Here is a 12821-nt window from a genome sequence, read left to right as displayed (position 1 = left end):
CTCCTATAATTTTTATTTTTAGTCTTATGCTATATTAAAACTATTTAATGCAGTTACTATTGACGATATATTAGCTACTATTTTCTTAGCTACCTCTGGATTATTCATAGTATAAATATGAATACCATCAATTCCAGAAGATAATAAATCAATAATCTGCTCAGTAGCATAAGCAATTCCAGCATCCTTTAAAGCCTCAGGTCTGTCTATATATTTATCAAGTATTTTTACAAACTTATCCGGAACATGAGCTCCGCAAAGAGAAGTTATTCTCTTAATCTGTCTACTATTTACAACTGGCATTATGCCAACTTCTATAGGAATATCTATCTTCATAAGTTCTGTTTTTTCTTTAAAGTTATAAAAAATATTATTATCGAAAAATAGCTGGGTAATGAGGAAGTCAGTACCTTTTTCAACTTTATTTTTTAAATTAAACAAATCATCTACAATACTCCTGCATTCAATATGTCCTTCTGGATAACATGTCCCTCCTATACAAAAATAGCTATCTTTTTTTATATGCTCTACTAAATCCACAGCATGTGTGTAATGGATAGGGTTTGGAAATTTCAAATTAGGATCTTGTGGAAAATCTCCTCTAAGAGCAAGAACATTTTCTATATTATTTTTCTTTAATTCATCCAAAATATTATCTATTTCTTCCTTTGAAGATGCTATACAAGTTAAGTGTGCTAAAGATTCTATATTATATTTATTCTTTATAATAGACGCTATTTCAACTGTTGCGTTCTTACTAGTGCCGCCCCCAGCACCGTAAGTCACACTTATATAATCAGGATTTAAAGGCGCCAAAGCATCTATAGTTTTATAGATACTTTCAATTGAATAATCTTTTTTAGGCGGAAATATTTCAAATGAAATTACAGGTTTTTTATTTAAAAACAAATTTTTTATAAACATAAAATGCCCCCTTTTAAATAAAAAAGCTGCTTTCCCATAAGAAAAGCAGCTTAAATATCTTTACATAATTTACACTTAACTAATTTTAGCAGCTTTCTTATCTCTCAAAATCAAAGATTTTGCAGGATTTGACACCGTTGTATTTTTTTAATACCGGTTGTCGGGTTTCAAAGGGCCAGTCCCTCCACCTCTCATGATAAGAATTCTTTCTATTTAATTAAAAACTATTCTAATACTTTTATATTATGCTGTCAATGTAAAATAAAATAACTTTTTTAGGTAATAATATATTTACATACGAACTTATGTTCGGTAATATATATTTAAGATATAATTGGTATAGGAGAACTATTATGGATATGTTGGAAAAGTTAAAGATACTATCAGATGCAGCTAAATATGATGTTTCCTGTTCTTCCAGTGGAAGTAGCAGAAAAAATTCTAAAGGAGGTATAGGCAATGCCAGCTCTAGTGGAATATGCCATAGTTTTACTGCAGATGGAAGATGTATTTCATTACTTAAAATTTTACTTACAAACTACTGCTGTTATGATTGTGCCTACTGTATAAATAGATATTCTAATGACCTTCCTAGAGCAACTTTTACCCCTGATGAAATAGCTGACTTAACAATAAATTTTTATAAACGTAATTATATTGAAGGCTTATTCTTAAGTTCTGCAGTTTTTAAAAATCCTAACTATACTATGGAACAGATGCTAAAAGTTGTATCTAAACTTAGAAATGAACATAACTTTAATGGATATATACATATAAAAGCAATACCGGGAGCAGATCCAATATTAATTAAGAAAGCTGGGGAACTTGTAGATAGAATGAGTATAAATATTGAACTTCCTTCCTCATCTAGTCTTAAGTTACTAGCTCCGCAAAAAACTAAAGAAAATATATTAAAACCTATGTCTTTTATAGGATCTCAAATTGCTGTTTCAAAATATGAAAAAAAGTTATATAGAAATGCTCCTTCTTTCGTTCCAGCAGGCCAGAGTAGCCAGCTTATTATTGGTGCAACACCTGAAAGTGATTTGCATATTTTAAAGCTCTCTGAAAATCTATATAAACGCTTTGGATTAAAAAGAGTCTACTATTCAGCTTATGTGCCAGTATCAAATAATCCAAAGTTACCTGCACTAAATAGTCCTCCTCTATTAAGAGAACATAGACTTTACCAAGCAGACTGGCTTCTTAGATTTTACGGATTTTCGGCAAAGGATTTGTTAAATGAAAACAATCCAAATTTCGATGTACACCTGGACCCTAAAACTGATTGGGCTCTTAGAAATATAGATAAATTTCCAATAGAGATTAATAAAGCCTATGCAAAAGATCTTATAAAAATACCTGGTATTGGAGTAAAATCAGTACGGAAAATTGCCCTTGCTAGAAGAGTCCACTCTTTAAGTTTTGAGGATTTAAAAAAGTTGGGTGTGGTTCTAAAAAGAGCTCAATATTTTATAACCTGCAACGGAAGATATTATGGTCAAGTAGATTTTAAAGATATATTAATAAGAGAAAAGTTAGTAAGTGATGCAACTAATAAATTTAAATCAAATCCTATCTATAATGCTAAAAAAAATTATGAACAGCTTTCTTTTCTCTCCTCTCCTCCAGCCATATACCGCCCAGATGATGCTTATACAAGCATCACTGGAGAACTTTAAGAAGGTGAAATAAATGATTTGCTATATCTATGATGGCAGTTTTGAAGGCCTATTAACATCAATATATGAGGCATATTACAGAAAAGATAAACCTGAAGAAATATTTAGAGAAGATGAATTTATTCCTACTCTTATAACAAATCCGATTTATATAAAAAAAGATATGTCCAAATTTTCTAAGGTTTATGATGCTATTAGAAATAAAATTTCTTATAATTCTTTAAGATATGTATTTTATGTGTATCTCTCTGATATAGAAGGCTCTAGTACTTTAATCTATAAATACATAAAACTTGGTTTTAAATTAGGGAAAGATTTAGATATGCATCTTTACAAAGATTGTGTACTAAGAGTACATCAAATAGTAAAGAAAGTATTTGGAGAATATCATAGAATGCTTGGTTTTGTTAGATTTAACAGTATAAATAATAAATTTCTCTACTCACCTATAGAGCCAGATCATAATATACTAGCACTTATAACTCCTCATTTTACTAAGCGTCTTTCTAATGAAAATTTTATTATTCATGACCTAAAAAGAGGAATAGCCGCTGTATATGACAAAACTGATTGGTCTATTACTGAACTTTCTAAAGAATATGGATTAACCTTGCTTAGCAAGCATGGTAATTCTCTTTATGAAGAATTATGGAAAAGCTATTTCAAAAGCACCACTATTAAGGATAGAATAAATCCAAAACTTCAAATGGCACATATGCCAAAGCGTTATTGGAGCTTTCTAACAGAAGTCAATTAATTTTAAAGACCTTACTAGTAAATCCTAGTAAGGTCTAAAATATTTTATATTAATATATCTCTCTTTTTAAATACTACATGGGAAATAACGTAACTTACTATTGTCCATCCTAAAAGTATAGCTATAGAGAAAGTTGGTGTAATAACAGGATTGTTAGACCTTAGTGCAATATTTCCTGTTATTATTTTTGAAGGATCTCCAAAAGTAGTAAATAAGTAATGAGCATATTTATTTATATAAGGTATTGTTTGAGCTATAGTAAATGCTATTATTATAACTGTAGTACTTGCCATAGATACCATACTGCTCTTTACAACAGTTGATAATAAGAAAGCAAAAGATGCTGATGCTATTATGAATAATATTTGAATTCCAAACATTTGAACTATATATTTCCACATAGGTATAATGTGAGAACTTCCAGCTATTGCTGTTATTGCTTTTTGTCCCATTTCGCCTTTGACAGTTAAATCATACATAAACCTAGTTCCTGTAGTTACTGGATAGTCCATATTTCCAAAACTAAATATAAGCCCCATGATTAGAAATGCTAAAATTTCTATCACTACTATAATTATTGAAGAAGAAAGTATTAAAGCTATAAACTTTGAAAATAATACCTTTCCCCTTGAAACTGGCTGTGTCAGCAAAAATTTCATAGTAGGCGGAGTATATTCCCCCGATACCATGTCTGAACTAAATATAATTACTCCAACTGCAAGGAAAATCGCTCCTAGAATTTCAAATAATTGTCTTACAAACGCAGTTGCTGTTACATCATATGAATTATACTCTGGCTGTATATTATTTTCTAATAAGTATTTCTTAGTCATAAGCTCCAATTTTATAGACTCTTTGTCTTGCTCTCTTATTTGAGTATCCTTTAATTGTGCTTCCATTCCACTTATTTCTTTCTTTAAAGTTACTCTCCAATCAGGTTTTGCACCTTGTTTTTCTTTTTTAATCTCTTCAATCCTTTCGTAGGATTGCTTAATATCCTCATCAAAACGTTTCTTTTCCTCTTCAGGAATTTTAGGATCTTTTTTAAATTCTTCTAAGTGCCTTATATTCTCTTGTTCATTTTGTATTCTGCGCTCTGGTTTATTCCATTCCTTCATGCTTTCTGATGACTTATACATAGCAAAACCTATAAATGCTACTAAAATTGCAAATGCAATAGTTATTATAACTGTCTTTTTCCTACTCATTAATTTTATCATTTCATTTCTAATTAGTGTAAACATCATAATGATCTCTTACCCCCTTCTACAAGTTCCATGTATCTCTCTTCAAGTTCTGCATGTTTCTTATAAATTTCTTCTATATGAATACCTGCTTCAGCAAGTTTAAATATAACTTCAGGTACAGAATCCTTATCAACAGTACATTTTATCATATCATTTTCCCAGGAAATATTATGAACAATCTCTAATTTCTTTAATATTTCTTGGCACTCTTCCTTCTCTCTAACAGATAAAACTATATTTTCTGTATTATCCTTTACAACTTCTCCTCTTATACTTTCAACAGACTTTATTACTCCATCATTTATAAAAGCAACGGTATCGCAAACCATTTGAACTTCGCTTAAAATATGTGATGATATAAATACAGCTGCATCAGTTTCCCTTGCTGCCTTTTTAACTATGTCTCTAAAATCCATTATTCCCGTTGGGTCTAATCCATTGGTAGGCTCATCTAGAATTAGAAGTTTTGGCTTTGCAATAAGTGCTGCTGCAAGTCCCAATCTTTGCTTCATACCAAGTGAATACTTTTTAACTTTATCATCTATTCTTTCTTTAAGATTTACTAACTCTATAATCTTCTCCACATAATCTTTTTCAATTTTTCTAATCCTTGCAATTTGCATTAAATTTTCTCTTCCTGAAAGATATGTATACAGTTCAGGATTTTCAACTACTGCACCAACTGCTTCTAAAGCCTTTTCTCTTTCCTTTTCAATATCATGTCCATTAATTACTATGGTTCCTGAGTTGGGATGGATAAGTCCAACTAACATTCTTATTGTTGTTGTCTTTCCTGCTCCATTTGGTCCCAAGAACCCAAAAATCTCTCCAGCCTTTACATTAAAGGTTATTCCTTTTATTATTTCTCTCTTACCAAGATGCTTTTTTACATCTTTAACTTCTAATATATTCATCTTTAAACCTCTCTTTCAAATAAATTATATATATTTATTTCTTATTTGCTTCAATGATTTTACCAGTTACTACATACACAATGCATCCACATAAAAGTGCTATTAAAACCGTCAAACTTATAGCTTTATCAATTATAGGCAGGTGTTCTTTAACATTGTTAGAATTTGCTATTCTATAAAGCTCATAATAGGATGATATAAATCCTGAACCTATTGTCCCTCCCACAAGGCCAAAGCAAACAGATACTCCTATTTTTAATACAAACTCTAATGGTCTATAAATTACAACATATCCTATTCTTTCAAAGGGTAAGTTTTTGAATGAGTATATCATTAAAACTAATACGATTATAATGGATATTGCTAAAATAAGTTCCCTTTTATAGATTGATAAATTAAAACCTATGTTTTCATTATTGTAGAACCCTAAAGATATATTACTAAAAAATCTATCCATTCCATTAATAAAGCTATTGTATCCATCTCTTGTAAATACCTCAGGATTATAAGTCATAATTTCTGTGAATCCTCTAATTAAAACCCCTAACCCAAAAGGAAGCAATAAAAATATTGAACCAATAATCCCTCCTAGTATGTTTTTACCTAATAAAGTTTGTATAAACATTATAAAACTTATAATAAATAGATACGTAAGACTATTAATCAAAGCCCACTGTTCAATCATATTCCCATTTATATAAGGACTTAAAATATCTTTATTACATAAGTACATAATCTTTATTATTACAAAACTTAAAAAAATAGGTATTATTGTAGTCAAAGCTGCTACTATCCACTTTGTTACTATTATCTCTTCTCTTTTAAATGGCATAGACCCTATAGTGTCATATCTTCTCCCCATAATGTCCATCCCTACTATAAAAGTTCCTATAATTATCAAGGTAATTACTGTAAATTCTATTTCTGCTCTATTATTTCTAAAAAAACTGGTAAAAAAATATTCATATTCACTATATTTATATTCCCCTCTATTAATAGATTTTTTTAAATACTGCACATTATTAATAAATGGAACAATTAATTGTAAGCTCACCTGAAACAAAAACATAATTGATAGCCATTTTACACTTTTCCACTCTTTATAAAGGAGGGCTTTATTTAAATATCTCTTCATAATCAATATCACCTCCAATAGAGTAAATGAACATATCTTCAAGACTTAAATCAATCTCTTCCTGGAACATTAATTCACAATCATATAACTTTTTTTGAAAACTAGTATTATATTCCTTAGTAACTATATTGTAGACTCTCCCAATTTTCTCCACCTTTATTATCTCATCCCAGCTTCCTAAATCCTCTGGTGCCTTATCTTTGAAAACTACTTGTATTTTTCTAATTTTATTTTTCATGTCTTCAATTGAATTTGTATATTTCACTTCTCCATGATCCATAATTGCAATACTATCACATATTCTTTCTAATTCTCCAAGATTATGTGATGATATAAGAATAGTAGTCTCTCTTTCTGCAACGTCCTCTAAAAGTATATTCATAAACTGCTTTTTGACTATAGGGTCAAGTCCATTTGTAGGTTCATCTAATATTAAAACTTCAGGCATAATACTTAAATTTAATATTATGGAAAGTCTCATCTTCATCCCCTTAGAAAACTTTCTTGTAGGTGTTTTTTCTGGAAGATTAAAGATTTTGTTTAATTTATTAAATCTATCTCTATTAAATTTTTCATAAGTTAAAGAATAAAATTTAGCTATATCTTTTAGATTAAATGAATTAAAATAAGTATTTTCATCTGATACATATCCCATTATTTTTTTAATATCTGTACTTTTGAAAACAGACTCACCTTTAACCTTTATATCACCTTTATCCAGCCTATAAATTCCCATTATATTTTTAATTAAAGTAGTTTTTCCTGCCCCATTTGGACCTATAAGTCCAAAAATACTCCCTTTTTTCACACTTATATTTACATCCCTCAAAATAGATTTTCCACTTAGGCTTTTATGTCCATTGATAATTTCTATCAATCTTTTTTCACCTCTTCATAAAACTCATTTATGATTTTCAAAATCTCCTCTTTTGTAATTCCCATATAATGGGCTTCTACAATAATTTTCTTAATATCTTCCTTCAACTTTTCCATCCTCTCTTCCTCCACTTTAGGTTTGTAATCAGAAGATACATAAGTTCCCTTTCCTCTTACAGTTTCAATAACACCTTGTCGCTCTAGCTCCATGTAAGCTCTACTAACTGTATTAGGATTAGTGGTTATAAGTGAAGACATTTCTCTGACAGAGGGTAACTTATCTCCTGGCATTAATATTCCTTTTAGAATATTTTCCTTTATTCCATCTATAATTTGTTCATAAATAGGCCTACTACTTCTTACATCAATATTGATCAAGTTTCATGTCACCTCCCGGTGAATTTATATTATTTTAGCTAAAAAATTTTTAAAGTGTACTAAGTGTATTAATTGTTCTAGTACACTAATATTATAATGCTACCCCTAAATTTTGTAAAGGAATATTCTCTTAAATAAATCTTAAATATTTCTTAAACCGTATTAAATGCCTGTGTATTTCATATATTCAGCCTTTTAATCAGTCTGTCCTAAAGCAGTTATATTAGTTTATCCTTAACACAATTATGACTTTAAGGTATAATTATACATGTAAGTTGTTTGTTAACTTTGTTCATTACTAACATTAAAGATTAAAATTGTACTACCACTTATTTGAAAGTAATACTAGTAATATTTAATTAAATCTATTTTGTATTGGGGGAAATTTAAATGATAGATAAAGATATACATATTCTAGAAGGCATATGCGAATCTCTTCCCTACTTAAACCCTATAACACGAGATGATATAGCTTTCTCCGTAACTGATTTAGAAAAATGTATAGCCTATATCCCAGCTAATAATTTTAATTTAAATGTAAAAGTTGGGGACTCTATTTTAGACTCTAAAATTATAATAAATTGTATAAACACTGGAAAAATCATTAAGGATAGTGTACCAAAAGAAATATTTGGAGTAGATATAAAATTATTTGCCCATCCTATAAAAAATCATGAGGGAAAAATTATAGGTTCCATAACTTCAGCTATTGATCTTAATGAAAGCTTAGAATTAATTAATGAAATTAACGAACTTGCTGTATCTACTGAACAGGCTAATGAAAGTATAGATCAAGTAGCAGCAAGTGCTACAATTCTTGCTAAGTCCGGTCAAACAGCCACTGAAAAAGTTCAAGAAACTTTGAAAAAATCATTACAGACTAATGAAGCTTTAGAACTTATAAAAAATATATCCTCACAAATAAACTTATTAGGTTTAAATGCTGCAATTGAAGCTGCAAGAGCTGGTGATCAAGGAAGAGGATTTGGAGTTGTAGCAAGTGAAATTCGTAAGCTTGCAAATCAAAGTCAAGAATCTGTAAACAAAATAAAAAAGATACTTGAGGATATAAATAATGCCGTTCATCAAATAAGTACTGATATTGATAACGTAGCTTCCATAAGTCAAGAACAAGCTGCTTCCACCGAAGAAATAGCATCAGCTTTAGAAAATATTCATAATGCTACAAAGCACTTAGAAATTTTCTCAAAAAAATTTAGCTAACATATAATAAATATGTGATTATTAACGTGAAAGAGACTATATTAGTTTTTTTATTAGCCCTAATATAGTCTCTTATTTTAAACAAAATTATAATTTTTCAAATAATGTTTTAACTCCTGTAATCAGCTACATATCTATTAAAATTCCACTTACTTAAAAATTTTTCAGCACTTTCATATCCTGATTCAAATAGTTTATTAGCTAAATCCTTAGTAATATTAATTTGAGTAGTTCCTACATTTAATGTTGGTATTGGTATAGTTCTCACCCAATCTTTATTTTTAATATATATTTCTTCATTTTTATTTATCATTGCACTAATTACATCAAATGTAAAAGATATAATATCTGTTTTTCCACCTGCTGTAAATGTTTTTTTATCTTCTATGAGCTTCATACCAAAGGTTGGCCATCTAGGTTTATTATTTACATCAAAAACCCATATAGGATAATTACTTAAAATCCCTCCATCTACTATAAAACTCACTTCATTTTTATAACTCAGTTTTACAGGTTTGAATATAAAAGGCATACTGATACTCATTCTAACAACTTTGGCAATTTCAAATTCCATTGGATCAATATCATATTTTATTAAATCATCTGGAGCTATCAGCATATCTCCTTTAGTTATGTCAGAAATGATTATTTTAAGATACGATTTACCTTCTACGCTCAAATCTTTAAATTTTGTTTTTCCTTTAGCCTCTAAAAGTTCTCCTATGTATTTTTCTATTGGATCTCCTGAATATACCCCCCTATCTTTGAAGAGTGTAATAAAATTTTTTGCAAACATCAATGGTCTAATTTTTTTCAATTTATTATTATCTAAAAACTCATTATAATTAAGATTCATTATAATATCTTTTAATTCTCTGCAGCTATATCCTGCAGCTAATAATGCTGCTACAATAGCTCCTGCTGAAGATCCTGCAAAATTTTTTATATTATACCCTTTGTCCTGAAGACAACATGCTGCACCAACTAACCCAATAGCTTTCATTCCTCCACCTTCAAAAACAGCATCTATATTCATATAATCACCCCTTAGTATATAAGATATGTAAATAAAAACAGCTGTTGATAATTTTATTTAATAATTAATTATGAAACAACTTATGTACAATCCAATAGTTTATGGTATAATTTATATAGATAAAATTAAATATACGTATTGCAGGGGTGCCTATAATGGCTGAGAGGAACATATTCTAACCCTTTGAACCTGAAACTAGATAACACTAGCGTAGGAAGCAATGAAGAAGTTTATATAGTATATATAGCTCCTTTTGCTTTGTGCATAAGGAGCTTTGATATTATAAATAACTATTTGTTACTATAAAACACCTATGCAATCTTATCTCTGTATGGTGTTATTTTTTTCATCAAGAAAGGATGGGTATTATGATAAAAGTATTAACTATTGCCGGTTCCGATAGCTGTGGAGGAGCCGGAATACAAGCAGATTTAAAGACTATGAGTGCACTTGGAGTATATGGAATGAGTGTAATTTGTGCTGTAACAGCTCAAAATACTCAAGGAGTTACTGCAGTTCAAGAAATTAGTAAAGAAATTGTGGAAGCTCAAATGAGAGCAATTTTTGATGATATTGAAGTAGACGCTGTAAAAATAGGAATGGTATCTAATTCAGAAATAATACGAACTATAAAAAATATATTACTTGAATATAAAGTTAAAAACATCGTTTTAGATCCAGTTATGATATCTAAAAGTGGATATCATCTTTTAAAGCCTGAAGCAGTTGATGAATTGAAAAGTTTAATCCAAATTGCTGATATTGTAACCCCTAATATTCCTGAGGCTGAAGAACTTACAGGAATGAAAATAACATGTGAAGAAGACATGAAAGTAGCTGCCTTAAAAATAAAAGATTATGGAGTAAAAAATGTATTAGTTAAGGGTGGACATAGATGTAATAACTCAACAGATATCTTATGTTATGGAGATGAATTCTTAACACTGGAGGGAAAAAGAATAGATACTATTAACACTCACGGTACTGGCTGCACACTTTCTTCAGCAATTGCAAGTTTTCTAGCTAAAGGCTATTCTATTAATCATTCTGTTAAATTAGGAAAATATTACATAAAAATGGCAATTGAAAATTCTTTTCCTATAGGTCATGGAGTTGGACCTGTTGGCCATTTTATAGACTTATATAAAAAAGCTAATGTTAAATATGAATAATAAATAAATTACAAACTTACAAAACTAAATTTACTTAATTGGGGGAATTAATATGATTAACAGTGTTTCTAAAACTTTAAAAAAAGTTAGACAAACTACACCTCTTGTACATGCCTTAACAAACTATGTAACTATCAATGACTGCGCTAACATACTATTAGCCTATGGAGCATCTCCTGCTATGGCTGAAGCTTACGATGAATGCTACGATTTTGCAAAAATTGCTTCTTCTATCTATATAAACGTAGGAACTCTTACTAAAGAACAAGAACAAGCTATGCTTATGGCTGCTCTTTCTGCTAAAAATAATAATATTCCAGTAATTTTGGATCCAGTTGCCTGCGGAGCTATAAAAAGAAAAATAGATTTCATTGAAAGACTTTTTGAAATTGGTAAGGTAGATATAATTAAAGGAAACCTTGGAGAAATAAAATATTTAGCTGGTTATGAAGCTAAAACTAGAGGTGTAGATTCTATAGATGATGGAAGTAATTCAGTAGAAGCTTGTATATCTCTTGCTAAAAAACATAATTGCATAGTTGCTGCTACAGGGGCTGAAGATATAGTTACTGACGGTGAAAGAACAGCCATAATTAAAAATGGCACAAGTCTTTTAACATTAGTTACAGGGGCAGGATGTATGGTAGGAGCACTTACAGCTGCTACTGCTGCTGTAGAAGAAGACAAGTTTATAGCTGCTGTAGCTTCAGTTTTATCTATGAATTTAGCTGGAGAACATGCAGAAAAAGTAGCTAATACTCCTGGAAGCTTTAAGGTTAAACTTATAGATGAAATATACTTATTAAAAGATGAAGATATTGTGAAGGAAGGTAAAATTCAATGGATATAGATTACAAATTATATTTAATTACTGATAGATCCTTTTTAAATGGAAGAAACTTAAAGCAGTGTGTTGAAGATGCTATAAAATCTGGAGTAACGCTAGTACAAGTAAGAGAAAAGGATGTATCTACAAGAGAATTTTATGAGATTGCAAAAGAAGTTAAAGAAATTACATCAAAATATAATATTCCTATACTAATAAACGATAGAATTGATATAGCCTTAGCTATAGATGCTGATGGAGTTCACCTTGGTCAAAGTGATATGCCTATAGAATTTGCTAGAAAAATACTAGGCAAAGATAAAATCATAGGAATTTCCGCTAACACTTTAGAAGAAGCCCTAGAAGCGCAAGAAGCTGGTGCTGATTACGTTGGTCTTGGTGCCGTTTTCTATACTGGTACTAAGAAAGATATTAAAGAACCTATGGGACTTGAAGGGCTAAAACATATTGTAGATAATATCAATATACCTTCTGTGGCTATAGGTGGAATAAACCATGAAAACGCTAAGTCAGTTATATCCACTGGAGTTAACGGGCTTTCAATTATATCCTGTATTTTAGGCAGCGATGACATAGCCTTTGCAACAAAAGAATTATCAAAATTTTTCTATGAATAAACTTTTCATGGT

At 29.8% G+C, this 12821-nt stretch carries 13 protein-coding genes and 2 riboswitches; of the genes, 6 read left to right on the top strand and 7 right to left on the bottom strand.

Translation table 11 applies throughout. From position 1 onward, the window contains the following. Window positions 1–24: 24 nt before the first annotated feature. Window positions 25–924 (bottom strand): methylenetetrahydrofolate reductase [NAD(P)H], encoded by a 900-nt coding sequence (gene metF, locus ACWW38_RS15455; protein WP_456258418.1) that lies wholly within the window; start codon window positions 922–924, stop codon window positions 25–27. Window positions 925–1018: 94 nt separating this feature from the next. Then, window positions 1019–1127, bottom strand: a riboswitch (SAM riboswitch). A 150-nt stretch (window positions 1128–1277) separates the two neighbouring features. On the opposite strand from metF, the gene ACWW38_RS15450 reads away from it, so the two are divergent. Together ACWW38_RS15450 and ACWW38_RS15445 are read left to right on the top strand one after the other, a co-directional pair. Further along, on the top strand, window positions 1278–2606 hold the full coding sequence (locus tag ACWW38_RS15450) for a putative DNA modification/repair radical SAM protein (protein WP_456258417.1): 1329 nt from the start codon (window positions 1278–1280) through the stop codon (window positions 2604–2606). A gap of 13 nt (window positions 2607–2619) precedes the next feature. Continuing rightward, the gene (locus tag ACWW38_RS15445) at window positions 2620–3363 is read left to right on the top strand and encodes a TIGR03915 family putative DNA repair protein (RefSeq protein WP_456258416.1); all 744 of its coding nucleotides are present in this window, start codon (window positions 2620–2622) and stop codon (window positions 3361–3363) included. Between the two features lie 44 nt (window positions 3364–3407). Here ACWW38_RS15445 and ACWW38_RS15440 read toward each other — a convergent pair whose 3' ends face one another. From ACWW38_RS15440 to ACWW38_RS15420, 5 genes are read right to left on the bottom strand one after another with little or no spacing between them, the layout of a single operon-like run. Next, complete coding sequence (locus ACWW38_RS15440) at window positions 3408–4610, bottom strand: ABC transporter permease subunit (RefSeq protein WP_456258415.1); 1203 nt, start codon at window positions 4608–4610, stop codon at window positions 3408–3410. Further along, complete coding sequence (locus ACWW38_RS15435) at window positions 4607–5524, bottom strand: ABC transporter ATP-binding protein (RefSeq protein ID WP_456258414.1); 918 nt, start codon at window positions 5522–5524, stop codon at window positions 4607–4609. Before ACWW38_RS15435 ends, ACWW38_RS15440 begins: the two co-directional genes overlap by 4 nt. A gap of 34 nt (window positions 5525–5558) precedes the next feature. Beyond that, window positions 5559–6659, bottom strand: a complete 1101-nt coding sequence (locus ACWW38_RS15430; protein WP_456258413.1) for an ABC-2 transporter permease — start codon at window positions 6657–6659, stop codon at window positions 5559–5561. After that, a complete protein-coding gene (locus tag ACWW38_RS15425; protein ID WP_456258412.1) occupies window positions 6640–7536 on the bottom strand; it encodes an ABC transporter ATP-binding protein in 897 nt (298 codons plus the stop codon). The genes ACWW38_RS15430 and ACWW38_RS15425 overlap by 20 nt, the downstream gene beginning before the upstream one ends. Next, a complete protein-coding gene (locus ACWW38_RS15420; RefSeq protein ID WP_456258411.1) occupies window positions 7533–7913 on the bottom strand; it encodes a GntR family transcriptional regulator in 381 nt (126 codons plus the stop codon). The genes ACWW38_RS15425 and ACWW38_RS15420 overlap by 4 nt, the downstream gene beginning before the upstream one ends. A gap of 390 nt (window positions 7914–8303) precedes the next feature. On the opposite strand from ACWW38_RS15420, the gene ACWW38_RS15415 reads away from it, so the two are divergent. After that, complete coding sequence (locus ACWW38_RS15415) at window positions 8304–9137, top strand: methyl-accepting chemotaxis protein (RefSeq protein ID WP_456258410.1); 834 nt, start codon at window positions 8304–8306, stop codon at window positions 9135–9137. Window positions 9138–9246: 109 nt separating this feature from the next. Here the strand turns inward: ACWW38_RS15415 and ACWW38_RS15410 are convergent, their stop codons facing one another. Then, window positions 9247–10173, bottom strand: coding sequence for a patatin-like phospholipase family protein (locus ACWW38_RS15410; protein ID WP_456258409.1), 927 nt, complete (start codon window positions 10171–10173; stop codon window positions 9247–9249). Between the two features lie 132 nt (window positions 10174–10305). Then, window positions 10306–10407: riboswitch (TPP riboswitch) on the top strand. Between the two features lie 134 nt (window positions 10408–10541). Between ACWW38_RS15410 and thiD the strand changes: the two genes are divergently transcribed. Genes thiD through thiE form a run of 3 tightly spaced genes read left to right on the top strand, consistent with a single transcriptional unit; the run spans window position 10542 to window position 12809 of the window. After that, window positions 10542–11345 carry a bifunctional hydroxymethylpyrimidine kinase/phosphomethylpyrimidine kinase gene (thiD, locus tag ACWW38_RS15405; RefSeq protein WP_456258408.1) on the top strand — a complete coding sequence of 268 codons (804 nt, stop codon included), beginning with the start codon at window positions 10542–10544 and terminating at the stop codon, window positions 11343–11345. Window positions 11346–11397: 52 nt separating this feature from the next. Then, window positions 11398–12195 (top strand): hydroxyethylthiazole kinase, encoded by a 798-nt coding sequence (gene thiM / locus ACWW38_RS15400; protein WP_456258407.1) that lies wholly within the window; start codon window positions 11398–11400, stop codon window positions 12193–12195. Continuing rightward, on the top strand, window positions 12186–12809 hold the full coding sequence (gene thiE / locus ACWW38_RS15395; protein WP_456258406.1) for a thiamine phosphate synthase: 624 nt from the start codon (window positions 12186–12188) through the stop codon (window positions 12807–12809). The genes thiM and thiE overlap by 10 nt, the downstream gene beginning before the upstream one ends. The last annotated feature ends 12 nt before the right edge of the window (window positions 12810–12821 follow it).

It is taken from the genome of Clostridium sp. JNZ J1-5, from assembly GCF_053901425.1.
Note: the sequence above shows the minus strand (reverse complement) of the source record. Positions and strands in the feature narration are given on the sequence as shown.

Bases quoted from the DNA above. Each gene is read 5' to 3' on its own strand.
- ACWW38_RS15440 (WP_456258415.1), bottom strand. From the start codon at position 4,610: ATGATGTTTACACTAATTAGAAATGAAATGATAAAATTAATGAGTAGG.
- ACWW38_RS15410 (WP_456258409.1), bottom strand. From the start codon at position 10,173: ATGAATATAGATGCTGTTTTTGAAGGTGGAGGAATGAAAGCTATTGGG.
- metF (WP_456258418.1), bottom strand. From the start codon at position 924: ATGTTTATAAAAAATTTGTTTTTAAATAAAAAACCTGTAATTTCATTT.
- ACWW38_RS15435 (WP_456258414.1), bottom strand. From the start codon at position 5,524: ATGAATATATTAGAAGTTAAAGATGTAAAAAAGCATCTTGGTAAGAGA.
- thiD (WP_456258408.1), top strand. From the start codon at position 10,542: ATGATAAAAGTATTAACTATTGCCGGTTCCGATAGCTGTGGAGGAGCC.
- ACWW38_RS15430 (WP_456258413.1), bottom strand. From the start codon at position 6,659: ATGAAGAGATATTTAAATAAAGCCCTCCTTTATAAAGAGTGGAAAAGT.
- thiM (WP_456258407.1), top strand. From the start codon at position 11,398: ATGATTAACAGTGTTTCTAAAACTTTAAAAAAAGTTAGACAAACTACA.
- ACWW38_RS15445 (WP_456258416.1), top strand. From the start codon at position 2,620: ATGATTTGCTATATCTATGATGGCAGTTTTGAAGGCCTATTAACATCA.
- ACWW38_RS15415 (WP_456258410.1), top strand. From the start codon at position 8,304: ATGATAGATAAAGATATACATATTCTAGAAGGCATATGCGAATCTCTT.
- thiE (WP_456258406.1), top strand. From the start codon at position 12,186: ATGGATATAGATTACAAATTATATTTAATTACTGATAGATCCTTTTTA.
- ACWW38_RS15450 (WP_456258417.1), top strand. From the start codon at position 1,278: ATGGATATGTTGGAAAAGTTAAAGATACTATCAGATGCAGCTAAATAT.